This is a genomic window from Alphaproteobacteria bacterium LSUCC0719 (assembly GCA_040839025.1).
Taxonomy (GTDB): domain Bacteria; phylum Pseudomonadota; class Alphaproteobacteria; order Puniceispirillales; family Puniceispirillaceae; genus UBA8309.
On sequence record JBFPJN010000003.1, the window covers coordinates 108,298 to 130,511 of the forward strand.

Below are 22,214 nucleotides of genomic sequence, written 5' to 3' on the forward strand. Positions count from 1 at the left end.
TGTCGCAAAAAAACCGCCATCCGGCCGCACCTGCGGCGAATTGCCAGCCACGGCGCAGAGCCGCTGATTTTGCTTGCCCCCGGCAGGGTCGAGTGGATACTAGAAGGCATCACAACCTATGGATTCCGGCGGATCATGACACATCCCCACGCCATCCACGCGCCAACCGCACCGCCATCGCTGGACCCGCTGGTCACGATGCTGGCGGACGAAATGGACCGGGTCAACGCCACGATCATGGCGCGGATGGACAGCAACATCCCCCTGATCCCCCGGCTTGCGGGCCATCTGATCGCGGCAGGCGGCAAACGCATGCGTCCGATGATGACCGTTGCCGGGGCGATGCTGGGGAGCGGTGACGCCGCCACCCGCGAACCGGCGATCAAGCTGGCGACAGCCGTGGAATTCATCCATTCGGCAACGCTTCTTCATGATGATGTGATCGATGAATCCGACCTTCGCCGCGGCCGCGATACCGCCAATGCGCTGTGGGGAAACGACGCCTCGGTGCTGGTTGGCGATTTTCTGTTCGCGCGCGCCTTCGAATTGATGGTCGAGGCCGGTGATCTGGGCGTGCTTGGCAGGCTGGCATCGGCCGCGGCACGGATCACCGAGGGCGAGATCAGGCAGATGGCCATTACCGGCCAGCCGGATACGGCGCTTGCCGATTATTATGATGTGATCGAGGGAAAGACGGCGGTGCTGTTTTCCGCCGCCGCCGCCGCCGGGATCGAGATCACCGGTGCCGCGCCAGACCGTGTCGAGGCGATGCGCGATTACGGGATGAAGCTTGGCATGGCCTTCCAGATCATGGATGACGCGCTGGACTATGCCGCCTCGGCCGCTGATATGGGCAAGAATGCCGGCGATGATTTCGCCGATCAGAAGATCACCCTGCCGACCATTCTGGCCTGGCAGGACGGCGATGATGATGAACGCGCCTTCTGGCAGCGCACGCTTGGCGAGGCCGATTTCCGTGACGGCGATCTTGCAGCGGCGCAGGCCTGTCTGGCACGCCATGACGCGGTGGACCGCGCCATCACCATTGCCCGGAATTTCGCCGACGAGGCCGCCGCCGCGCTGACCCCCTTCATGGATGACGGCGACACCGCGCCGCTGGCCACCGCGCTTGCCGATGCGGCGCATTTCGCCGCCGCCCGGAACTCATGACGGCAAAAAGATTCAGCGGCTCAGGGTGAAATGTCCGTCGAAGGACATGGTGAACACACCTTCGCAAAGAATATCCCTGCCGACGAGTACATCAAACTGCAAAGACCCAACTTGAAAAAGCGATCCTCTGACTGAACGCATCTCCAACCTGCTGGAGACCTCTCCTGTCGCTTGAGGTTCAAGCGATGTGATAAAGCCGATTCCAAAGAAATGTTCATCGACCTCCAATTCTCCCGTAGCGCCTGTCATCATCGTTTTGCCAGTCGGGACCAATCCCACATCCATGACAACTCTTTCTGAAATGCAGGTGGATGTGGCTCCAGTATCCAGAAGCGCATCAAACAGGTTCAGGTGTTGCTCACCGCCGACCACATTCATGGGAGTTCCGTCCGGGTTCAATTTTATTATCCCGACCTTCAATACCGGCCCGATAATCGGGTTGAACGCTCCGACAATGCTAGACACGCGAGAAAAAACCGAGGTCAACAGGCGTTCTGGTGACCTTTTGGACCGAAAAGATGGCGTCGTCATAAATCAGGTTGCCCGCATTATAGGCATCCTGCCAGGTCAGGAAGAAGGACGTAACCTCGCCATCACGCATCAACGCATATTTATCCCGATGCTGCGCCATATACTGATCCAGATTCTCCAAGAACACCTCAAAATTGGTGTCAATTTCCTTTCGAAGCCGATCTTGGTCTTTCACTTCCGCATTCATTCATCTCCCCCATCAGAAATATCGAATCACTCTTCCTTGATTCTAGCGCCCTCAGGTAAATTTTTCGTGAATTCGTGATAATTTCAATTGTCCTAATGGATCAATTGCCGTCTCCGTCCCCCCGCAGCATTGCCGCCACCTCAGAGGCGCGGTGGCCCGTCTGGTCGGCCCAGCGGCTGTCCAGCGCTTCCGCCGCCGCCAGCTGCCAGTCGCCGCGCCGCACCGCCGCGCGAAGCTTGCCAAACCCGGCAAGCCGCGTCTGGCCCAGATTGAACGCCATCGAGACCAGCGCCCGGCGGCGTGCCGGCGATGCGGTGTCAAAGGCATCACCATAGAGCCGCCGACAGGCCGCCCGCGCCATCACAATGTCATTCGCCAGCAGCAGGTCGATCTCGCCGCCTGACAGGCCGCGGTCGGTCAGATTGCGGCCAACACCGATGGTCAGCTTGCCGGCCGTATCGAGATAGGGGTGCGTGCGCCGCCCCTCGTGCCGGGTCAGCAGCCGGACAAGATCATCGCGGCCCGGCATCGCGCGCAACCCTTGATTTCGGGGAACCGGCACCGGCACCAACACCGGCACCAACACCGGCCCGGCGTCCGGATTTCGCCGATGGCCTGGATGACGATTTGGCGGGCGATGCAGCATCGGCATCCCGGCTCACATGCGGGCCGCCATTGGCGATCTGCGGCGAGATCTTCTCGACGCTGCGCCCGACGACATAGCCGCCAAGCCCGATCTGCAGCAGCAGCCATGCCTGGTCGGCAAGCCGGAAGGCCAGCATGCCAAAGGCATCGGCAATGACCAGACCAAGGAAGCTGAGCATGGTGATCGGCCGCCAGTTGCGTTGCAGCCACGACGCGCCGCCGGCCTCGGCGGACACAATCGCCGCCTGGGCGACCAGCCTCTCGCGCTCCAGCGCCAGCGCCAGCGCCAGCGCCTCGTTCTGCAGCGCCGTTACCTCGGCGCGGCGTTTGGCGCGGTCCTCTTCGGAATCATGGAATTCATCGACAAGGCGGTTGATCGGGGTGAAAAGCCGGACAAGCTGGTCGACAAGCGCCAGCCCACCGGCAAGACCGGCAAGGGGTGCGGGCATCTGGGTCTCCTGTGGGTTATCGGGGGTGGTGTGGGGTGGTGGGGTGATCGGCTCAATCGCCTGTGAAAAGACAGGGGTGACCGTGATCGCGGCATGTTTGCCGGAATTTGCCGGGCGGCTGGTCGTGACCTGATGGGTGCTTGAGGTCCGGCCCGATCCGACGATGATGACATCGCCGATCTTCACTTTGGTGGCGGCAATCTGCAAGTCACCACCGCTTGCATCGGCCTCGATCCTGGCGGCAAACCGGGTCCGCGCGATGCTGGCGCGGTTGCGGGGCAACAGGTCATTGCTGAACCAGTCGATGCCGAACTTGCGACCGATTTCACCTTCCATCGGCACGCTGGCGCTGCCGGCCCGCTGGGCATCGTGGAATTGCGGCAGACCCAGGGCATTCGCTTCCATTTCATAGTCGATGACGGCAAATCGCCCGGCCTTTGGTGCCGCCGCCAGATTCAACAGCTTGCGGGCGGCAATTGCCGCATTCGCGCCATGCCAGATTTCCGACGGGCTTTCGACAGTCTGGAATGGCACCTCGCCGGCGGTGCCGATCACCGTTCCGGTCTTTTCAACCTCGACCAGAATGGACTCGTTCACCGCATTGGCCAGCGCGGTGATCGCCTCGGCCATCTGCAGCGGAATAAAGCTCGACTCCGCCTCGATCTGCATCATTTCGGCATCGGTCAGAAAGAAACCGGCGCTTTTCCAGTTGTCCAGCGGGACATTGACCGACTGCATGGCGCTTGCCGGGGCCTGGCTGGCAGCAACGCCGGGGGTCACGTCACGCGCCGCCACAGGCTGGCTGATCGGCACGCGGATCGACTCGCCGCGTCGCGCCGCCTCTGCCGACAGGCTGCTGGAGACAAGTCGCGGCAGAATCGCCTGCTCGCGGAACCGCAGCAGGCCCCGTGCAACGATCCGTGGCATCAGGTCGGTAATGGTGTTTGAAGATGTCATGTCGGTCCTTTCAGACAATATGGTGGGGATGGGGGTGTTGGGGATGGGGGTGCTGGGGACGGGTGACGCCGCCCGACAGCTTTCCGTTCAGCGCCATGTTCAGCGTCATGTCGCAAGCCGCACCGTGCCGGCAGCAAGACCGGCAAGATTGGCGTTGATGGCGCTTGATTCCTGGGCACCGATGACGATGCGCGGGGCATCGGACTGGCCGGCCCCGGTGCCCGACGCGCCGATGCTGCCGCCGGCCGGATCCGGTGCCGGATCTGATGCCGGCCCTGATGCAGGCTCTGATTTTGGCCCTGATTCTGGCGGGTGATCGTCCTGCCCGATGACAGCAGGCTGCTTGTCCGGATTCTGGTCCGGCGCCGGTGCATCGGCGGTGATGTCGGATGTGGTCATGTAGTTCCCTCCTGCTGGGCTGATGGTGGTGATGTCTGTGCTGTGGGCGTGCCGGCCCCGCCAAGAATGCCGCGTCTGGCAATCTCGGCGAGGAAGGCCTGGCTTGAAATTTCACCGGCCAGCCGCGCCCGCAGCAGCAGGTCGGCCTCGGCAGCCTGGTCGTCGCGGACGGGAAATTGTCGGCTGATCACGATCCGGCCAGCCGCGCCGGCGTCATATCCCAGCAGCCTTGCCGCCAGCCGAAATGCGCGGCCAAGGCCGTCCTCAAGAGTCTGTACGATTCCATTCAGCGCGGCGTGGGTCTGCGCCGCATCGATGGCGCGGCCGGTGGCGGTTGTCTCGCCGGGGCGATGCCGCAGCATGTCCAGCCCCAGCACCGCCATTCTGTCCTCGAGGTCGATCAGGTCCTGACGACCAGCCGCGATGGCCGCGCCGGAATGCTCGACAAAACGCAGGTCGGCAGCCGGATCATCGGCAAGGATCAGACGGTTTGGTCCAATCTCGATCTCGCCATCGGCAACCTGCAGCGCCCGGCCAAACAATACCGGCACCCGCGCCACATGCAGGATATGCCGCTGGTCGCTTGCCGACTGCCAATGCGCCAGATTGAGCCAGGCAAGATCGATCAGCGGCGGCCGGGCCCGCATGAATCCCGTCGGCGCGGCGTTCAGGGTGATCAGCGGCACCTCGCCAAAATCATGCTGCCCCTGTTCACTGACATGCCAGCCACGCCGTCCAGACTGCCATAATGACCAGTCGCGGCGGCTGATGAAGCGGACCGCCTCGACGGCTTCTTCGCCAAATCGTCCAATGGTGCGGGCATGCCCCTCACGAATGCGGATATCCGCCAGCCCGTCGGCATCGCGGCGCGCACCGATCAGCTGTGCCGCCGGCACCAGAACGAAATAGGGCGCGCCACCCTTGCGCGGCCGGTCGACAAGGATATGAACCAGCCCGTCGGTAAGCAGCGCCCGCAGCACCATCGCGGCAAAGCCGCCAATCGCCATCCCGGACCCGTCCACCGATGAAGCCAGCGCCGACAGCGCCGGATTGGCATCCGCCAGTGTCACCGGCCGCGCGAACGGCCGACCGGCAAGTGCCAGCACCGTCCGCGCCATGCCGTTGAACAGAACGCTGCGATGCAGTCTGGCCCGCCAGGCGGTCCAGCTTTCATTCGCCTCACGCGGCAGCCACCGCTGGCCGCCCCGTCGCATCGCCGCAGTGCCTCCCATCAGATCGGCGATCAGATCGAGTTCAGGCGCCATCGCGCGGTGCGCCAGACCCGGCGCCGCGATTGAATCATCATGCATGTTTGGTCTCCTTGGAACGGCGGCTAGAACGCCAGTTCACGGCTGGTGGTCTCGATCCCGCCAAGACAGGCATTCACCGCCCAGACAAGCGCATCCAGCCGGTCGGGCGACGGCGATTGCCGATGTCCCGGAACACAGGCGCACATCTGGTCTTCAAGCACCGGGAACATACCGGCATGTCTGACCTCGCCACGCTCATACGCCGCGGCGACAGGTTCGGCGCGACGGCTCTTTGAGCGCATCGCCCGCACCTCGCGGATCGGCAGGCGGGTACCGGCCTGGTTCAGCAGGCTGCGAACAAGCGCGCCCCCCTGATTGACCTCGGCGATCACGGCCTCGGCCCGCCAGCGCCGAAAACACTGCACCACCCGCGCCGCCCAGGCGGCCGGTGGCAAGGCGGCGCTGGCATCCTCCAGCACCCAGATCATGCCGTCCCCATCCTTGCCGACAACAATGATGCCTGTCTCGCCGGGCCCGCCAAGCGCCGGATCGACCCCGACAACAACGCGCTGCAGGTCGCGCCGCTGCGGGGGTGGTGCGCGGCAGATTTCCAGCGCATCACGCCGCCACAGCGCCCCCGGGGCGGAATTGATCATCTCGCCGTAAAGCTCCTGGCGGGCCAGCGGACCGGCGCCATAGCGCGCCGTCATGGCATCAAGGAACCCCGGCGCAAGATTGGCCGCGTTCTCGGCCGTTGCGCCGCGCACCAGAATGGTGTCCGGTGCGTCGGCAAGATCGCAAAGCCATTGTCGTGGCCGCGGTGTTGTCGTCGCCAGACAGCGTGGTGCCGCCCCGCGGCGCAGTGCCAGCATCAGATTGTCCCAGGCCGCCGGATCGGGCCATTTACCGATTTCATCGGCCCAGGCATGGTCGAATTCCGGGCCGCGAAGCTGTTCCGGATCCACCGCCGCATAGCATCGCGCCACCACGCCATTCGGCCATTCGAGCCGGCGCAGGGAACGCTGCCATTGTGGCCGCCGGGATGGTGGCGCAATCGCCAGAAGACCCGAAGGCCCTTCAACCATCACATGGCGCACATCATCTGCCGTATCCCCGACAAGCGCGATTGATCCGGCCTTGCCGGTCTCGGCAAGCTGGCGCACCCATTCGGCACCGGCCCTGGTCTTGCCAAACCCGCGACCGGCCATCAACAGCCAGACACGCCAGCGCCCGGGTGGCGGCAATTGCGCCGGCCGGGCCCACAGTGACCAGGCATGGACAAGCCGTTCCGCCTCGCCCGGCGCCAGCGACGACAGAAAGGCCTCACTCGTCTGCGGCGTTGCGCTGGCGACAAAGCGTTTCCATGCGTCGGCGAAGCTCTGCCAGGTATCTGTCGTCATTCTCCATTCCGGTATCGGACGTATCCATGTTCACGCCGGCACCAAACCGGGCCGGGCGGCGGGCACGAAGCAGAAACATCAGCAGACTGTCGGAATAGCGGGTCACCTCGCCAACCACGCTGCCCTGAAAGAACCGGTCCTCGCCAACACCTTGCACGGCGCGGCGAAAGGCTTCCATCTCCAGCCTGTCTGCCGCCTCTTCCAGCGCGTTCGCCCATGCGGCGGCAAAGACCCCGTCGCGCCGACGCCATTCATAGCAACGCGACCGGCAGGTGCCGGCGGCACGTGCCGCGGCGCTGACATTGCCGGTTGCACGGAGATGATCCAGAAACGCCTCCTGCCAGCCTGGTGGGGCGGCATCAGGCTGGCGGTGGTCGGTCATTTATGTCGGGATGCAGGTGGTTTGATCGGCAGTGTATAATAGGAAATATCCTATTTTGTGTCATTTGTCAAGCGGATTCCTGATCCGGTGCCGCATCTTCCGCCAGCACAAGGGCCAACAGCGCGCGGCGATGGTCACGGTTCAGCGTTGTGCGGCTTCGCCGGTAGCGATGGCACAGCTCGGCCCATCTGACCCCGCAGGCGCGCGCCCACAGCAGCTGGCGCTGATAGGCTGGCAGCTGCCACATCAGCATGGCCAGCCTGTCCAGATCGTCAATCGCTGTCGGCGTTGGCCGCGCCGGCATGGTGCGCCGTGTCGCCTCGATGGCAAAGCGACTTTTGCGGATCATTTCCGGCCAGGCGCTGCGCGTGCCGGCCGGCCGGGTATCGGCCTTCATCGGCAACCTGTCAAGCGTGTCGACAGCCCGGACAAGGCGCAGCGCCATGGCGCGCGATGCCTGCGGCCCGCCCGTGGTGGCGACGTCGCCGGTCAGCCGCCGTGAATCCGTCCTGCCATCTGTTGGACTGGTCGCGGCCTCAGTCGGGCCAGGCGCCCGATCCATCTCTATATCTGTCATGGTCTGCCTCTGCTCTTGCTAAGTTGTAGGAATTTTCCTATCATGATTTGGTGGCAGGACGCGATAACCCGAAAGGATCATCCCGGCACCGCTCTCCGGATCGTGAAGCTGTCCACCCCAACCAGCCGACAGGACGCCTGACAGACCCATATGCCGATGACAACACAGCCCCCATCATCGCCCGCACCGGCAGACCAGCCGGCACACCAGTCGGCACAAATGGCCGGCGCGCCGGGAACCGGTCCCGGACTGGACCGGGCACGCAAGGCCATTCGCCAGGCCATCGACATGGCCGGCCTGACATTGAAGCAGGCCTCCAGATTGCTTGGCCGCAACGATGCCTATCTGCAGCAATATCTGTATCGGGGATCGCCGCGCCGCCTGCCCGAACCGTTGCGGCTGCACCTTGCCGACCTGACCGGCGTTGACCAGTCGCGGTTTCTGGATTCCGATCTTCAGGCGCGGCAGCCGTCCCATCATGACATATCGGTCACCGTGCCCCTGCATGCCGTACATGCGGCGGCCGGCGGTGGCAGCTTTGCCCAGGACGGTGACGAGACAGACACCGGCCTTGCCTTTCCGCCGGATCTGCTGCGCCGCATCACCTCAGCGCCTGCCGGTGGATTGAAACTGCTGTCTGTCAGTGGCGATTCGATGTCGCCGACATTGGAGGATGGCGATCTGGTGATGATCGATACCGGCCGGCTCCTGCCGTCGCCACCCGGTATTTTCATCCTTGATGACGGGGTCGGGCTTGTCGCCAAGCGGGTGGATGCGATACCCAACACCATGCCGCCGCAGCTCCGCCTTTCGTCGGACAATCCGGCCTACAGCAACTATCAGCGTCGGCTCGACGAGGTTCATATCGTCGGGCGGGTTGTCTGGTTCGCCCGCACCATCTGAGGACAGGTTTCATGAAACGCCGCCATTCCGACAAAAAGCGTGACCGTACAGGCCGCCTGCCCCGCAATGCCGCGCCGGTGGAACTCGAGATCAGCCATGTCGGCGCGCGTGGCGACGGCGTCGGCACCGCATCATGGCGGCACAACCACGTCACATCGGACCATGCGGTGTTCGTGCCGGCATCGCTTCCCGGCGAACGGGTTGTGGCCCAGCCTGTCAGCGTCAGTGGCCAGGGGCTGAAAACCGTACTGACCGAAATCCTGACCCCCTCGCCGCAGCGCCGCGATCCCGACTGCAAGGTCTTTCCGGCTTGCGGCGGATGCACATTGCAGCATTGGCAGGATGATGCCGTGACCGCATGGAAACAGGATCTTGTCGCCGGCTTTCTGGCCCGGGCCGGGGTTGATATCGACGGCTTTGAATCGCCACACATCTCGCCACGCGGCAGCAGGCGGCGCGCCGGATTCCATCTGAAGCGACTTGCCGGCGGCGTGGCTGCCGGGTTTCTCGAGCGCGGATCGAACCGCATCATCGCACCACAGGATTGCAGTGTTCTGCGCGCCGACCTGATCAGGCTGCTGGAGCGGCTTGCCGAGCTGGCATCGCGGCATTTTCCGCTTGGTGTTGCCATCGACGCACAGGCAAACGGCCTCGATAACGGGATCTGTCTGCTGCTCAGCGGCCCGGACGGGTGGCATGACGGACTCCGCGAACAGCTTGCCGGCTGGGCGGTCGAGGCAGGGTTGGCACGGCTGTCGGTCAGTGACGGCGGCCCGCCGCTGACATTGCTGGCACCGGCACCGCCCGTCCTGCAGCTTGGCGGGATTGCCGTCACGCCGCCACCCGGTGCCTTTCTTCAGGCAACGCAGGATGCCGAGGCCGCACTGCAGCAGGCTGTTGTCGACATCGTCGGCAAGCCGGCGCGCGTGCTTGATCTGTTTGCCGGCTGCGGCACGCTCGGCCTGCCGCTTCTTGCCGGGCTCTCACAGCTGACAGCCGCCGAATCCGATCACGCCGCCCTGACGGCTCTCAAACAGGCGGTCAGCGCCGCCGGGCGTGGCGCACAGCTTGCCTGTATCCGGACCGACCTTATGGAAGCCCCCCTGATGGATGGCGATCTGGACGGTTTCGATGCGGTCATTCTCGACCCGCCGCGTGCCGGTGCCGCCGCACAATGCGCCAGACTTGCCGCCAGTTCGGTGCCGGTGATTGCGATGGTATCATGCAACCCGGCCACCTTTGCCCGTGATGCGGCAACCCTGATCGCCGGTGGATATCGCATTGGCCGCCCCCGGATCATCGACCAGTTCCGCTTTTCCAGCCATGTCGAGATCGTTGCCGGGTTTTCGCGCACCGGCAGCGGCGCACCGTCATGAAGAAACGGTCGGTCAGCATCCACGGTCACCGGACAAGCCTGTCCCTCGAAGACGGATTCTGGGATGAACTTGCGGCCATCGCACGCGCGCGCGGCATCTCGGTGGCGGCACTGATTACCGAAATTGACCGGACGCGAACGGCAGGCCTGTCATCGGCTGTCCGGCTTTTTGTTCTGGAAGAACTGAAACAAAAGGCCGCCGCTTGCAGGACAGAGATCGCCACCCTAGATTGATAGCGTCGCATCCGGGATGCCGAGGCATCCCCAGTGGAGAGTCCCAAGTGGAGAGCCCCATGCATATCGCCATTCTGGAAACAGGCCGCATCAATGCCGAGATCGCCAACCGCTTTCCGGGCTACCCCGATATGTTCAGGCAGTTATTCGCCAGAACAGACGCCGGCAACATGACCTTTACAGACGTTGCGGTTATCGACGGGACATTGCCGGCATCGGTCGATGATTTCGACGGTTATCTTGTCACCGGCTCTGCTGCGGGCGTCTATGATGATTATCCGTGGATTTCGCCGCTGCAGGACTTTATCCGCGCCGCCCACGCAGCCGACAAGCCGCTTGTCGGGATCTGTTTCGGTCATCAGATCATCGCCCATGCGCTTGGCGGCCGGGCCGAGAAATGGGATCACGGCTGGGGGCTTGGCGTCTATGATCTGGCGCTTCACCACACACCGGGCTGGATGCCCGAACGCAGCAGCGTCAGGCTGATCCATCTTCACCAGGACCAGGTCACGCGCCTTCCCGACGGTGCCACGCACCTTGGATCGACCGATTTCTGCGCGAATGCCGCCTTTTATATCGGGGACAATGTGTTCTGCATGCAGGGCCATCCCGAGTTCGAACCCGATTACACCGCCGCGTTGATGGCGGCGCGCACCGACTCGATGGGGGCGGATCATGTGGCCTCGGCAACACAAAGTCTGGAAGCCGGCCATGAAGGCGTCGATATCGCCGGCTGGATCATCGAATTCTTTACCCGTCATGCCGCCTCGCGCAATGTGGCCGCATAGGGGTATGACCGCGGCATGACGCCAAAACGTATCGCCGCTGGCCGGCACGGCCACCTCAGGTCGGGGACAAACGGATGACACTGGTAATCGGCCTTGATACCGGCGGCACCTTCACCGATGCCGCGCTTCTCGACACCGCAGCCGGCACCGTTCTCGGCACTGGAAAATCCCTGACCACGCGCCAGGATCTGTCCATCGGCGTCGGCGGGGCCATCGACCGGGTGCTTGCCGGTTTTGACGGCAATGCCGGTGATATAGGCCTTGTGTCACTGTCGACGACGCTGGCAACCAATGCCGTTGTCGAGGGGGTTGGCGGGCGCGTCTGCCTGATCATGATCGGCTTTGATGAATCGGCCCTTGGCCGGGCCGATCTGGCGCGGGCGCTTGGCCAGGACAGGGTCTTCTTCATCGCTGGCGGGCACAGCCCCGACGGCTCGCCACAGGCCCGCCTTGACGAGGCCGCCATCCGCGCCGCCGTCAGCGAAACCAAGGGCGATATCTCGGCCTTTGCCGTTGCCGGACATTTTGCCACCCGCAACCCGGATCACGAGATCCGCGCCCGCGACCTGCTGCTTGACCTTGGCAACGCGCCCGTGACCTGCAGCCACGAGCTGTCATCCTCGCTTGGCGGGCCCCGGCGTGCCCTGACAGCCGTGCTGAATGCCAGGCTGGTCAATCTTCTGGACCGGCTGATTACCGCCACTGAAACCATCATGGCGGCGCGGGGCCTGTCCTGTCCGCTGATGGTGGTCAAGGGTGACGGGTCATTGCTGCAGGCCGATTACGCCCGCTCGCGGCCTGTCGAGACCGTTCTGTCGGGGCCGGCCGCCAGCCTGGCGGGGGCCGCCTTTCTGGCCAATACGAACACCGCCCTTGTGGCGGATATTGGCGGCACGACCACGGATATCGCACTGCTGCAGAACGGGGCGCCGCGCCTGAAGGCCGACGGGGCGCTTGTCGGGGGATGGCAGACAATGGTCGAGGCCGCCGACATCCGCACCTGCGGTCTCGGCGGTGACAGCGAGGTCAGGCCGATGACCCGCGGCACCGCCACCGGATTGACAATGGGGCCGCGGCGGGCCGTGCCGCTGTCTCTTCTTGCGATGCAATGGCCGGACGCCAAGAGACGCCTTGCCGCGCAGCTCGACGTGAGCGTGCCGATGGCAACCGATGGCCGCTTTGTGATCCCGCTGATGCCGCATGGTGTTCCCAACTGGCTGACCCGCTCCGAGGCACGGCTTGCCGCAAAGGCGCTGGAGACCGGGCCGGTCAGCATTGCCGATATTGCCGGCACGCAGCTGGCGCTGGGCGCGGTTGACAGGTTGATTGCGCGCGGTCTGCTGACACTTGCCGCCTTCACCCCGACCGATGCGCTTCACGTCACCGGCGATTTCACGGATTTCGATCGGGATGCCGCCGGTCTTGGTGCCAGACTGATGGCCCGGCAGAAAAACGGGGTCGGCCAGCCTGTTGCCACATCCGAGTCCGACCTTGCCCGGCAGACCCTGGCCGAGCTTCACCGCCGGTCGGGCCTTGCGCTTATGGATGCGGCGCTGGCGCATGATGGCGCCGGCGAGAACCAGGCCAGCACAAACCCGTTGCTGGCCGGCCTTTATCGCCAGGCTGCTGGCAAGGCCAGCGGGCTTGTCGACCTGTCGCTTGCCCTCGGCACCGGGCTGGTGGCGCTTGGCGCGTCTGCCGGCACACATTATCCCCATGTCGCCAGCCTGATGGGGGTCGATCTGACCGTGCCGGACCATGCCGATGTGGCCGGCGCCGTCGGCGCGGCGGCCGGCAGTGTTCGCCAGCGCGTTGTCATTTCGGTGACACAGCCTGCCGAAGGCCGCTTCCGGGTGCATCTTCCCGACGGACCGAAAGACCTTGGCGAGATGGCGGCGGCGCTCGATCTGGCCCGTGACGCGGCACGGGATCTGGCGACCGCGCGGGCGACAAAGGCCGGCGCAACACAGGTGACCGTCACCGTCGAGGACGACATCAAACTGGTGCCGATCAGCAGTGACCGGGACATGTTCATCGAAGCGCTGATCTATGCCACCGCGGATGGGCGGGCCGGCTGACAGTCCGGGCCTTCCGCGCTGTTAACCATGCCTTAACCTTGCTGCTCTATTCTGACGATCTTTCGTGTCGTCAGGACAGACCATATGACCAGCATTCTGATCTTTGCCGGCTCCGCGCGGCAAGGTGCCTATTCCAAGCAACTTGCCGCCGCTGCCACGAGCCTTGTCAAGGGGGTTGGGGGCAAACCGACACTGGTCGACCTCGCGGATTTCGAAATTCCGCTCTATGACGCCGATCTCGAGGCCGGGTCCGGCATTCCCCAGCCGGTTATCGATTTCCGGCATCTTGTGGCCTCGCATGACGGGATGATGATCGCCACGCCGGAATATAACGGGTTTATCACCCCGTTGCTGCTGAACATGCTGTGCTGGGCATCGCGCCCCTCTCCGGGTGATGATTTCGGAACCGTCTTTCAGGGTCTGCCCGTTGCGCTGATGGCATCGAGCCCAGGCCGGCTTGGCGGGGTGCGGGCGATCCCCCGGCTTCGCGATGTTGTCGCCGAGCTTGGCATGGTGGCTGTTCCCGGCTTTGTCACGGTGCCGTCTGCCGCCACGGCCTTTACCGCGCGGGGTCAGCTTGCCGACCGCCAGACCGAGGATGGTCTGATCAGCCTGATCACCCGGCTGATCACGGCCTGTCAGCGAAAGTGACATCCGGGCCGGGATGCCCGCCCGTGAACTGGGCCGGCCGCCGGAACATCAGAACGCGCGCTGGCGCACCGGCATACACTCGGCCTTGTAGGATTTCTCGTCACGAAGCTGGATCTTGCTTGCCCTGATCGCGCCGGGACGCTTGTGTTCACGAACGCTGTCATCACGCCAGACAAGGCTGATATGGCTGCCGGTCCTGTCGAGGCGCATTTCAACCGTCTCGATCTTCTGGCGTGTCGGCACCAGCGGGCGGCCATTGACCCGTGCCTTCAGAATCGGCCCGCTTTCAACAATCTGGCGAAGCAGGATTTCCCGGTCTGTCGTATCAATGGTCAGGTCACCCGGTATCGTGACCGGCCCGGCGGCGACCGGCGTTGCGCTGGCCTTGACCGGCTGCTCCACAAACAGCTCGGGAAACAATACCGTCATCTCGCCGACTTCCGGCGGCTCTTCGACAACCGGCAGGGCAAAGGTCTGGACAGGTGTACGCGCACCATCCTCAAACGTCTGCAGGCGCACCTCGACCACTGCCGCGTCCCTGGCGACAAGCGCCACATGCATGGTGCCGGCAAAGCTGTCTTCGGCGATGCCCTCGACAGTGCCACGCTGGATCCGGAATTCACCTTCGCAGACAAGCGCCACACCGGACGCATTGGCATCCGCCACGACAAGCGTGCCGACAACCAGCATCGATGCGAGTGCGGCTTTGTGTAAAACCCTGAACATGACAAAAATCTAATTTAATTAACCATTCAGCCAAAGTCCGGGATGCCGGTGCTGTGGCGCTGGCGTGCGGCAGGCTGGCCATATCTGCGGGTGATCGGATGGTCGGCCTGTCAGGCGTCGGGGGGCGATGGCAGGTTTGCCGACCGGGTATAGGCGGCATAGCGTTCTGTCGAAATATTGCTGCCGCAGGCAAGCACACCGACACGCCGTCCCGCGACCCGGTCACGAAGTGGCCCCAGCGTTGCCGCAAGCGAGGCCGTGCAGGCCGGTTCGGCCACCAGATTCAGGGTATACCGCATAAGCAGCATGGTGTCGGCCATCAGGCTATCCGGAATTGTGATCAGCTCGTCGACATGGCGGCGTGCCAGCGCCAGCGATTCCGGCATCGCCATCGGCGCGCCAAGGCTGTCGGCGATTGTCGCCACCCGATCAAGCGTCTCCGCCCGCCCTGACCGGAAACTGCGGCCAAGACTGTCGGCACCTTCGGGTTCCACACCGATAACCGTGGTTGCCGGGCTCATATGTTTGATCGCGGCCGCCATGCCGGAAATCAGACCACCCCCACCGACAGGCAGCACAACGAAATCGAGTGGTGGGCAATCCTCGACCATCTCGGCACCACAGCTGGCCGCGCCATAGGCCATGTTCGCATCATTGAACGGATGCAGGATCTGCCGCCCCTCGTCTTCGGCAATGGCGTTGAGGGTCGGCACCGCGGCCATCATATCGGGCACCAGCACGATGTCCGCGCCAAGCGCCCGGCAGCCCTCGATCCGAAACGGATCGGCAGTTTCGGTCATCACCACCTTGGCGTGAACACCCCCGTTTTGCGCCGCCCAGGCAAGCGCCAGCGCATGATTGCCGCCGCTGAAGGTGGTAACGCCCCGCTGGCGCTGTTCTGCTGATAGCCAGGAAATACCGAGGCTGGCACCGCGCGCCTTGAATGACCCGGCATGCTGGAACAGCTCCATCTTCAGGAACAGCTCGGCACCTTTGGGGATATAGGGGGCGATCTTGCTGCTGCACAGTGGCAGGATCGGTGTACGGATCACCGTCCCCTTCAGCTCGTCACGGGTTTCGGCGATTCTGTCAGCAGTAAAAACGGTCATGGCCTGACGCTAGCAACCTGCGGGGCGGCACGTCAATTGGATGGTGACAGGGCCGTGTGGGCGCGCCGCAGCCCGATGCCGCGTCCCCCGGACTCAGACATCCCAGACGATGCGAAATCCCTGATGGGCGGCGGTGGAATCCGGCGAGATGCCCGACCGCGCCGCGATCCTGTATCGATAGCAATAGCTTCGATGACACAGAAACGAGCCGCCCTTGGCCAGCCTGAAACCCTGCATCGTCTGCAGCCGTTCCCTGACCCGTTTTTTCAGTGACCGGATGCGGAACGGCTCACCGGTCCATTCCCAGACATTGCCAACCATGTTGTAGACGCCATAGCCGTTCGGCGCGAACGACGCCGCCGGGGCGGTGCCGGCATGGCCGTCCCGTGCCGTATTGTGCCGGGGAAACCGCCCCTGCCAGATATTGCAGGGCAGAAACCGTTCGTCATCCGGTTCTTCATCACCCCAGGGAAAGCGGACATCGCCCAGCCCGCCCCGCGCGGCATGTTCCCATTCCGCCTCGTCGGGGAGCCGGCCGCCAACCCAGGCGGCATAGGCGGTGGCGTCATTCCATGACATGTGGACAACCGGATGATCCGGATGCCAGGCATCGGCACTGCCGGGCCCGTGGATCTCGCGCCAGTTGGCACCATCGACACGTCGCCACCATTCGCTGCCGACAACACCATCGGTCGGCCCGATGGCCGCAGGCACGTCGGACCAGAAGACAAAGGACCAGCCCCATTGCTCGGCCTCGCTGACATGGCCGGTCGCCTCGACAAAGGCGGCAAATTCGGCGTTCGTGACGCTGGTTGCGCCAATCAGGAACGGCGCTACACGAACCCGCCGCATCGGGCCCTCGCCATCATCGGCAAGTTCACGCCTGTCGGTGCCGACAAAGGCCCGCCCACCCGGAATCCGGACGGCATGGTCCGGCACCAGGCGCTGACCGGCGCTGTCATCAGCCGTCACCGCCGCCCGGTCGGCCAGGTCGGCCCGCTCGGTCGATGGCGGGCAGCAATTGTCACTCTTGTCTGTCATCGCAGGAATAATCCGGTATCGGGGGTGGCCTGGTACAGGCGCGGTATCAAGGCTTGTTATATATCAACCAAGGCTTGTTCTATATCAGCTTTGTGTCACAGTGTCGGCATGACGCCTGATATTTTCATGATTGTTCTCTTTGCCGCCATCATGCATGCCCTGTGGAACGCAGTGGTCAAGGGGGCAAGCGACCGCACCATCACCTTCGGACTCGTTTCAACAGGCCACACCATTCCGGCACTGGCGCTGGCGCCGTTCGTGCCCCTGCCCGACCCGGTGATGATCCCCTATATCATCGCGTCGACGATCATCCATTGGGGCTATTATTATTTCCTCAATACCGGCTATCGGGTCGGCGATCTGTCGCTGGTCTATCCGGTGGCGCGTGGCGTTGCGCCCCTGCTGGTCGCGGTTCCCGCCTTCATCTGGCTTGGCGAGGCGCTGCCGGTGATGGCGTGGGCCGGCATGATCTGCATTTCGGCAGGCATCCTGATCCTCGGGGTTCGCCGCGCCGGCAAGGGCCCACCGGTACCGGCCCTGATCATGGCGCTTCTGACAGGTGGCTCCATCGCCCTCTACACGCTTGTCGATGGTGTCGGCGTCCGCCTGGCCGAGCAGGCGCTGAGCTATATCGTCTGGCTGTTTATCGCCGAGGGGTTCGTGATCATCTATATCTTCCTGCCGCGCAGGGACCGGCTTCGCGCGCAGACAAGGCGGCAGATCGTGATCGGGCTGGCCGGCGGAATCCTGTCCGCGCTGGCATATGCACTGGCGCTCTATGCCAAAAGCAAGGCCCCTCTTGGCATGGTATCGGCATTGCGCGAGACCTCGGTGATCTTTGCCGCGATGATCGGCCTGATCTGGTTTGGTGAAGGCCCCGTTCGCCCCCGCCTGATCGCGGCTGGCATGGTTGCCGTCGGCATCGTGATGCTGGCCCTGGCCTGAAGCCCTGGCCTGAAGCCCTGCCGGCTGGCCGGGTTCACATCGCAAGCGGCAAGGTCACCGGGCTTCGGAAATTTGACGATGGCACCCAGTCAAAGCTGGTGCTGGCAAGGCTGAAATGCGGCATCTGCTGAAGAAAGACCGACATTGCCCGCTCCATCACCATGCGGGCAAAGTCGTTGCCGATGCAGAAATGCTTGCCTGTTCCAAATCCCAGATGGCCCGACGGGTTTCGGTTCAGGTCATAGATATCGGCATTGGGGAATTTGCGTTCATCCCGATTGGCCGCCCCATAGGCCAGCACCACGAAATCGCCAGCCCGCATCCGCTGGCCATGCAGTTCGACATCGCGGGTCAGCACACGTTTGAACCGCTGTGCCGAGGTATTGTAGCGCAGTGATTCCTCGATCGCCGGCTTGATCAGGCCGGGATCGGCCCGCAGCGCCTGCTGAATATCGGGCATCTGGGCAAGGTTCAGCGCGAAAATGCTCATGAAACTTGACAGTGATTCAACACCGGCCACAACAAACATCGATGTCGTCAGGACAATCTCGCGCTCGGACAGCGCGTCGCCGTCGATTTCCGCCTCGGCAAGCTTGGTGATCAGATCGTCGGACGGGTTCCGGCGCCGGACCGCGACCGCGTCCCGCAAATAGTCCGATATCTCGGCAAAGGCATCATTCATCGTTGTGATTCTGCCTTTGGCCGCCTTGTCTGTCGAGATCGACAGCACCACCTTCGACCTGATTTCAGCCGGGTCTCGCTGCGGAAGCCCCAGCATGTGCAGGATCGTGTCCACCGTCACCCTGCTGGAAAATGACCGGACGAAATCAAACTCCGCCTGACCGGCGCAATCTGTGGCCGCCTGCCTTGCCACTGTCTCGGCATGATCAATCACCTCGCCGAGGTTCTTCCGGGCGAAGGCGTAATTGGCAAGACGCCGCAGGCGATCATGGCGTGGCGGGTCGGTGGTTCCCAAAGTGCCGCCGGACCGCCCCGGTATTTCATCAATCAGATTGCCGCCGCGCGAGGAATAGGTTTCCCAGTCGACCGCCGCATTTGCCACATCATCATAGCGCGACAGGAACCACAGCCCGGCGCTGTCGCTCCAGTAACAGGGAAATTCGTCCCGAAGCCGGGCATAGGCCGGGAACGGGTTCGCATCGATCTCCTTGCTGTAAAGCTCTATCGGTTCACGCATGGCAACCCATTCCAATCCGGCTCGAGGTCATGACGGCGGTCTAGAACAGCCATCCCGGGACACTGGATATCGAGTGGTAACCCTGAAACTGCACGACGCCTTCATATCCCAGATTGCGTCCGATACCACTGTCCTTGAAGCCGCCGAAGGGACCACGAAAATCCTGCGCTGTCGGGCCATGTCCGTTCAGATAGGTATAGCCGGCCTCAAGCTGGCGAGAGATCGACAACGCACGGTCACGATCCTCGGTCCAGACCGAAGAGCAAAGCCCGTAGCGCGAGTCATTGGCAAGCCGTATCGCCTCGGATTCACTGTCGAACGGCATGATCGGCAGCGCCGGACCAAACTGCTCCTCGCGCACGATATCCAGACTCTGGTCCGGATTGAAGATCAAGGCCGGCTTCTGGAAATGGCCCTGTCGATACAGTTCTTCATCCGGCACCTGCCCGCATTCCCTCACCTCGGCACCACTGGCGCGCGCCTGGCCGATCATGTCGGTAACGACCTTCAGCTGTCTGGCATTGTTGACCGGCCCCATATTGGTCTCGGCAAGCAAGCCGTCACCGACAACCATCCGGTCGCACAGCGCGCTCAGCCCCTCGACCACCTCGTCATAGCGCGAGCGATGCACATAGAGCCGTTTCAGCGCCATGCAGATCTGTCCCGAGGACATGAAGGTGCCGAGATACATATTCATGAACGCCTTCTGATCCAGCCGCGCATCGGCACAGACAATGGCCGGATCATTGCCGCCGAGTTCCAGCGTCACCGGCGTCATCTGATCCGCCGCCACTTTCATCACATGCTTGCCGATGCGAACCGAGCCGGTGAAATTCACAAACCGGACAAGCGGGTGTGACACCAGACTGTCGCCAATTCTGGTGGCATCGCCGGTGACGATATTGATCACACCCGGCGGGAACATCTCGGCAATCTTCTGCAAGGTCATGCTGGGGGCGAGAACCGCCAGCTCCGACGGTTTCACCACCACCGTGTTACCGGCCATCAGCGCCTGTGGCAGCTTTGCGCCAAGGATCGACAACGGCCAGTTCCAGGGCACAATCAGCGTCGCCACACCGCGCGGCTGGCGCGTGATGATGGTGTCGAATGGCGGCCCATGCTCGATTTCGTCACGGGCCAGCCTGTCCGCATAGGCGGCGGTGGTGCGGAACCTGTCACCAAGCCGCGACACCTCGAGATGGGTTTCCTTGATGATTTTCCCATGCTCGCGACAGAACAGGCGCGAGCGCGCGTCGACATCGTCCTGACCGGACTCCAGAAAATCGGCAACCTCGTTCAGTTTTGCCGCCCGTTCCGCATAGCTTGTCCGTGACCAGGCAGGATAGGCGGCGTAGGCTGCCTTGACCGCCAGATCGACGTCATTGACCGAGGACAGCGCCGCATGGCCGACAAGCTCGTCAGGCCGTGCCGGGTTGTAGAGGGCATAGGTTCTGCCCCCCTCTGCCGCACGGGCAACGCCGTCGATATAGTTCCCGGTGGTGACCGGCCGGTCACCTTGGCCCTGGCTGAACATATGGCTCTCCTGCTGGTGCCTGTCGGTGCGCCGGTCAGGCCGGATCGTCTGTTCCCGGCTTGCGGCCAGGATCGACAATACCGCTCATGCCATCCTCGAAACTGACACCGAGATCCTCGCCGATCTTGCGAAGCGCCGGCAGCTGTACCGCCATGTCCATGATGGAATCCAGCGCCTGGTTTACCGGTGGCTTGTCACCGCCACCGCCACCGCCACTGCCGCCGGACCCGCCGCGATCAAGCGCACCGCCGGTGATATGATGGATCTTGATGGAGTCGATCTTTTCAGCCGGGCGGACCATCTGCTCGACGATTTTCGGCAGCGCCTCGAGCCGCGCCCTGTCACGGGCAAGCTCGACAATCTCGGGGGCCATTGCGTTCTCGGCCTCGTTCATGGCACGGGCATTTTCCGCCTTCAGCGCCAGCTCCTCGGCCATCGCCGACAACCGCACCTTCTCGGCATCGCTGTCCGCCTTGGCGGCCTTCAGGCGGGCATCTGCAAGCGCCACCATGATGGTTGCCTCGGTATCGGCGGCATGCCGTTTGCGAAGCCCGTGGACGGTGCCTTCCTTTTCGGCCGCGATGATGTCGATACTCTTGCCGCGTTCGGCTGCGGCGATGGCCTTGGCCGTTTCGACATCCTCCGCCGCCTTTACCGCCTCGGCACGCGCACCACTTGCCGCCGCTTCGGCCCTGGCTTCATCCATGCTCTGTTTGCGAAGGGTGATGTTGCGCTGCTGTTCGGCTGTCTGGACAGCAAGTTTCTGCGCTATCTCGGCCTTGCTGATTTCCTCTTCCCGCCGGATGTCATTGGCACGGATGGACTTTTCCATCTCGATCTTTGCCGCGCTGGCGGCAATCTCGGATTCCGCCTTGCTGGCCGCGATTTCGGCCAATTGCGCCGCGCGGAGTGATTCCAGCGTCTTTACCTGCTGGATCTGCGCCTCCTGCTCTTCAAGGTCGATCTGCAAGGTCCGCTTCGCTGCTTCCATCGCCGAACGCCGCACCGAAACCTCGGCATCGGCATCGATCGTGGCCCGCTCCTTTTTCGAATTCGCAATCACTTCGGCAAGCTTGCGCATACCAACCGCGTTGAAGGCGTTGTTCTCGTCCAGCGCGCTGAAGGGTGTCTGGTCAAGCGCCGTCAGCGACACCGATTCCAGCTCCAGACCATTGCGCCTGATCTCCTCGGACAGGGCTGACTTGACGGCCTTGACGAAGGCACCGCGGCCTTCATGAAGTTCATCCATGGTCTGCTGCGCCGCCACCGATCGCAACGTGTCGACAAGCTTGCCTTCGATCAGCTCGCGAAGCTTGTCAGGATCGAATGTGCGTCTGCCAAGTGTCTGCGAGGCGCGCGCGATCGATTCCTCTGTCGGCTCGACCGACATATAGAATTCGGCCCCGACATCGACACGAAGACGGTCCTTGGTAATCAGCGCCTGTTCGCCATGCCGATGCACCACCAGACGCACCGTCTGCATGTTCACCCTGCTGACCTTGTGGAAATAGGGAAGCACGATCACGCCGCCATCAAGGACGACTTTCCGTCCTCCCAGGCCGGTCCGTACCAATGAGGTCTCACGCGATGCGCGTTCATACAGCCACGCCGCGACAACCACCAGGATGGCGACGATGACAATGACCAGAAGAATAATCGATGTAGCGGACATCACATTCTCTCCT

General features: G+C 63.3%; 23 protein-coding genes. 8 read left to right on the top strand and 15 right to left on the bottom strand.

The window, feature by feature from the left end; translation table 11 throughout:
* Positions 1-135: 135 nt before the first annotated feature.
* On the top strand, positions 136-1,170 hold the full coding sequence (locus AB3X55_07760) for a polyprenyl synthetase family protein (protein MEX0503477.1): 1,035 nt from the start codon (positions 136-138) through the stop codon (positions 1,168-1,170).
* 12 nt (positions 1,171-1,182) lie between these two features.
* On the opposite strand, the gene AB3X55_07765 is transcribed toward AB3X55_07760, so the two are convergent.
* The 9 genes from AB3X55_07765 to AB3X55_07805 form a co-directional block, all read right to left on the bottom strand.
* Positions 1,183-1,548 carry an aspartyl protease family protein gene (locus AB3X55_07765; GenBank protein ID MEX0503478.1) on the bottom strand — a complete coding sequence of 122 codons (366 nt, stop codon included), beginning with the start codon at positions 1,546-1,548 and terminating at the stop codon, positions 1,183-1,185.
* A gap of 79 nt (positions 1,549-1,627) precedes the next feature.
* On the bottom strand, positions 1,628-1,876 hold the full coding sequence (locus AB3X55_07770; protein ID MEX0503479.1) for a hypothetical protein: 249 nt from the start codon (positions 1,874-1,876) through the stop codon (positions 1,628-1,630).
* Between the two features lie 112 nt (positions 1,877-1,988).
* Positions 1,989-2,417, bottom strand: a complete 429-nt coding sequence (locus tag AB3X55_07775) for a glycoside hydrolase family protein (GenBank protein MEX0503480.1) — start codon at positions 2,415-2,417, stop codon at positions 1,989-1,991.
* The gene (locus AB3X55_07780; protein ID MEX0503481.1) at positions 2,401-3,939 is read right to left on the bottom strand and encodes a 3TM-type holin; all 1,539 of its coding nucleotides are present in this window, start codon (positions 3,937-3,939) and stop codon (positions 2,401-2,403) included. The genes AB3X55_07775 and AB3X55_07780 overlap by 17 nt, the downstream gene beginning before the upstream one ends.
* A gap of 105 nt (positions 3,940-4,044) precedes the next feature.
* A complete protein-coding gene (locus tag AB3X55_07785) occupies positions 4,045-4,338 on the bottom strand; it encodes a hypothetical protein (protein MEX0503482.1) in 294 nt (97 codons plus the stop codon).
* Positions 4,335-5,648: a DUF4055 domain-containing protein gene (locus AB3X55_07790; protein MEX0503483.1), complete on the bottom strand. Its 1,314-nt coding sequence runs from the start codon at positions 5,646-5,648 to the stop codon at positions 4,335-4,337. Before AB3X55_07790 ends, AB3X55_07785 begins: the two co-directional genes overlap by 4 nt.
* Positions 5,649-5,671: 23 nt before the next feature.
* Positions 5,672-6,988, bottom strand: coding sequence for a DNA-packaging protein (locus tag AB3X55_07795; GenBank protein ID MEX0503484.1), 1,317 nt, complete (start codon positions 6,986-6,988; stop codon positions 5,672-5,674).
* Positions 6,912-7,370 (bottom strand): hypothetical protein, encoded by a 459-nt coding sequence (locus AB3X55_07800; protein ID MEX0503485.1) that lies wholly within the window; start codon positions 7,368-7,370, stop codon positions 6,912-6,914. The genes AB3X55_07795 and AB3X55_07800 overlap by 77 nt, the downstream gene beginning before the upstream one ends.
* Positions 7,371-7,437: 67 nt before the next feature.
* Positions 7,438-7,947: a DUF6362 family protein gene (locus AB3X55_07805; GenBank protein ID MEX0503486.1), complete on the bottom strand. Its 510-nt coding sequence runs from the start codon at positions 7,945-7,947 to the stop codon at positions 7,438-7,440.
* Between the two features lie 150 nt (positions 7,948-8,097).
* On the opposite strand from AB3X55_07805, the gene AB3X55_07810 reads away from it, so the two are divergent.
* From AB3X55_07810 to AB3X55_07835, 6 genes are all read left to right on the top strand, one after another.
* Entirely contained in the window at positions 8,098-8,850 is a 753-nt protein-coding gene (locus AB3X55_07810; GenBank protein MEX0503487.1) for a helix-turn-helix transcriptional regulator, read from the top strand.
* 11 nt (positions 8,851-8,861) lie between these two features.
* On the top strand, positions 8,862-10,226 hold the full coding sequence (locus AB3X55_07815) for a class I SAM-dependent RNA methyltransferase (GenBank protein MEX0503488.1): 1,365 nt from the start codon (positions 8,862-8,864) through the stop codon (positions 10,224-10,226).
* Positions 10,223-10,459 carry a ribbon-helix-helix domain-containing protein gene (locus tag AB3X55_07820; GenBank protein ID MEX0503489.1) on the top strand — a complete coding sequence of 79 codons (237 nt, stop codon included), beginning with the start codon at positions 10,223-10,225 and terminating at the stop codon, positions 10,457-10,459. The genes AB3X55_07815 and AB3X55_07820 overlap by 4 nt, the downstream gene beginning before the upstream one ends.
* A 59-nt stretch (positions 10,460-10,518) precedes the next feature.
* Positions 10,519-11,247, top strand: coding sequence for a hypothetical protein (locus AB3X55_07825; GenBank protein MEX0503490.1), 729 nt, complete (start codon positions 10,519-10,521; stop codon positions 11,245-11,247).
* Positions 11,248-11,321: 74 nt separating this feature from the next.
* Complete coding sequence (locus AB3X55_07830) at positions 11,322-13,325, top strand: hydantoinase/oxoprolinase N-terminal domain-containing protein (GenBank protein ID MEX0503491.1); 2,004 nt, start codon at positions 11,322-11,324, stop codon at positions 13,323-13,325.
* An 84-nt stretch (positions 13,326-13,409) separates the two neighbouring features.
* A complete protein-coding gene (locus AB3X55_07835; GenBank protein MEX0503492.1) occupies positions 13,410-13,976 on the top strand; it encodes an NADPH-dependent FMN reductase in 567 nt (188 codons plus the stop codon).
* 48 nt (positions 13,977-14,024) lie between these two features.
* On the opposite strand, the gene AB3X55_07840 is transcribed toward AB3X55_07835, so the two are convergent.
* From AB3X55_07840 to AB3X55_07850, 3 genes are all read right to left on the bottom strand, one after another.
* Positions 14,025-14,702, bottom strand: coding sequence for a hypothetical protein (locus AB3X55_07840; protein ID MEX0503493.1), 678 nt, complete (start codon positions 14,700-14,702; stop codon positions 14,025-14,027).
* Positions 14,703-14,812: 110 nt separating this feature from the next.
* A complete protein-coding gene (locus AB3X55_07845; protein MEX0503494.1) occupies positions 14,813-15,811 on the bottom strand; it encodes a threonine/serine dehydratase in 999 nt (332 codons plus the stop codon).
* A 93-nt stretch (positions 15,812-15,904) separates the two neighbouring features.
* On the bottom strand, positions 15,905-16,852 hold the full coding sequence (locus tag AB3X55_07850; protein ID MEX0503495.1) for a formylglycine-generating enzyme family protein: 948 nt from the start codon (positions 16,850-16,852) through the stop codon (positions 15,905-15,907).
* A 126-nt stretch (positions 16,853-16,978) separates the two neighbouring features.
* Between AB3X55_07850 and AB3X55_07855 the strand changes: the two genes are divergently transcribed.
* Positions 16,979-17,797 (top strand): EamA family transporter, encoded by an 819-nt coding sequence (locus AB3X55_07855; GenBank protein MEX0503496.1) that lies wholly within the window; start codon positions 16,979-16,981, stop codon positions 17,795-17,797.
* Positions 17,798-17,831: 34 nt separating this feature from the next.
* Here AB3X55_07855 and AB3X55_07860 read toward each other — a convergent pair whose 3' ends face one another.
* Genes AB3X55_07860 through AB3X55_07870 form a run of 3 tightly spaced genes read right to left on the bottom strand, consistent with a single transcriptional unit; the run spans position 17,832 to position 22,201 of the window.
* Complete coding sequence (locus AB3X55_07860) at positions 17,832-18,995, bottom strand: cytochrome P450 (protein ID MEX0503497.1); 1,164 nt, start codon at positions 18,993-18,995, stop codon at positions 17,832-17,834.
* Positions 18,996-19,035: 40 nt separating this feature from the next.
* A complete protein-coding gene (locus AB3X55_07865; protein MEX0503498.1) occupies positions 19,036-20,529 on the bottom strand; it encodes an aldehyde dehydrogenase family protein in 1,494 nt (497 codons plus the stop codon).
* 34 nt (positions 20,530-20,563) lie between these two features.
* Positions 20,564-22,201: a flotillin family protein gene (locus tag AB3X55_07870; protein MEX0503499.1), complete on the bottom strand. Its 1,638-nt coding sequence runs from the start codon at positions 22,199-22,201 to the stop codon at positions 20,564-20,566.
* Positions 22,202-22,214 lie beyond the last annotated feature (13 nt).

Excerpts from the sequence above, each read along its gene's own strand:
- AB3X55_07765 (MEX0503478.1), bottom strand. The coding sequence starts at position 1,548 with ATGAATGTGGTCGGCGGTGAGCAACACCTGAACCTGTTTGATGCGCTT.
- AB3X55_07830 (MEX0503491.1), top strand. The coding sequence starts at position 11,322 with ATGACACTGGTAATCGGCCTTGATACCGGCGGCACCTTCACCGATGCC.
- AB3X55_07780 (MEX0503481.1), bottom strand. The coding sequence starts at position 3,939 with ATGACATCTTCAAACACCATTACCGACCTGATGCCACGGATCGTTGCA.
- AB3X55_07825 (MEX0503490.1), top strand. The coding sequence starts at position 10,519 with ATGCATATCGCCATTCTGGAAACAGGCCGCATCAATGCCGAGATCGCC.
- AB3X55_07810 (MEX0503487.1), top strand. The coding sequence starts at position 8,098 with ATGCCGATGACAACACAGCCCCCATCATCGCCCGCACCGGCAGACCAG.
- AB3X55_07760 (MEX0503477.1), top strand. The coding sequence starts at position 136 with ATGACACATCCCCACGCCATCCACGCGCCAACCGCACCGCCATCGCTG.
- AB3X55_07815 (MEX0503488.1), top strand. The coding sequence starts at position 8,862 with ATGAAACGCCGCCATTCCGACAAAAAGCGTGACCGTACAGGCCGCCTG.
- AB3X55_07835 (MEX0503492.1), top strand. The coding sequence starts at position 13,410 with ATGACCAGCATTCTGATCTTTGCCGGCTCCGCGCGGCAAGGTGCCTAT.
- AB3X55_07785 (MEX0503482.1), bottom strand. The coding sequence starts at position 4,338 with ATGACCACATCCGACATCACCGCCGATGCACCGGCGCCGGACCAGAAT.
- AB3X55_07840 (MEX0503493.1), bottom strand. The coding sequence starts at position 14,702 with ATGTTCAGGGTTTTACACAAAGCCGCACTCGCATCGATGCTGGTTGTC.
- AB3X55_07865 (MEX0503498.1), bottom strand. The coding sequence starts at position 20,529 with ATGTTCAGCCAGGGCCAAGGTGACCGGCCGGTCACCACCGGGAACTAT.
- AB3X55_07795 (MEX0503484.1), bottom strand. The coding sequence starts at position 6,988 with ATGACGACAGATACCTGGCAGAGCTTCGCCGACGCATGGAAACGCTTT.
- AB3X55_07805 (MEX0503486.1), bottom strand. The coding sequence starts at position 7,947 with ATGACAGATATAGAGATGGATCGGGCGCCTGGCCCGACTGAGGCCGCG.
- AB3X55_07775 (MEX0503480.1), bottom strand. The coding sequence starts at position 2,417 with ATGCCGGGCCGCGATGATCTTGTCCGGCTGCTGACCCGGCACGAGGGG.
- AB3X55_07855 (MEX0503496.1), top strand. The coding sequence starts at position 16,979 with ATGATTGTTCTCTTTGCCGCCATCATGCATGCCCTGTGGAACGCAGTG.
- AB3X55_07850 (MEX0503495.1), bottom strand. The coding sequence starts at position 16,852 with ATGACAGACAAGAGTGACAATTGCTGCCCGCCATCGACCGAGCGGGCC.
- AB3X55_07790 (MEX0503483.1), bottom strand. The coding sequence starts at position 5,648 with ATGCATGATGATTCAATCGCGGCGCCGGGTCTGGCGCACCGCGCGATG.
- AB3X55_07820 (MEX0503489.1), top strand. The coding sequence starts at position 10,223 with ATGAAGAAACGGTCGGTCAGCATCCACGGTCACCGGACAAGCCTGTCC.
- AB3X55_07800 (MEX0503485.1), bottom strand. The coding sequence starts at position 7,370 with ATGACCGACCACCGCCAGCCTGATGCCGCCCCACCAGGCTGGCAGGAG.
- AB3X55_07870 (MEX0503499.1), bottom strand. The coding sequence starts at position 22,201 with ATGTCCGCTACATCGATTATTCTTCTGGTCATTGTCATCGTCGCCATC.
- AB3X55_07845 (MEX0503494.1), bottom strand. The coding sequence starts at position 15,811 with ATGACCGTTTTTACTGCTGACAGAATCGCCGAAACCCGTGACGAGCTG.
- AB3X55_07860 (MEX0503497.1), bottom strand. The coding sequence starts at position 18,995 with ATGCGTGAACCGATAGAGCTTTACAGCAAGGAGATCGATGCGAACCCG.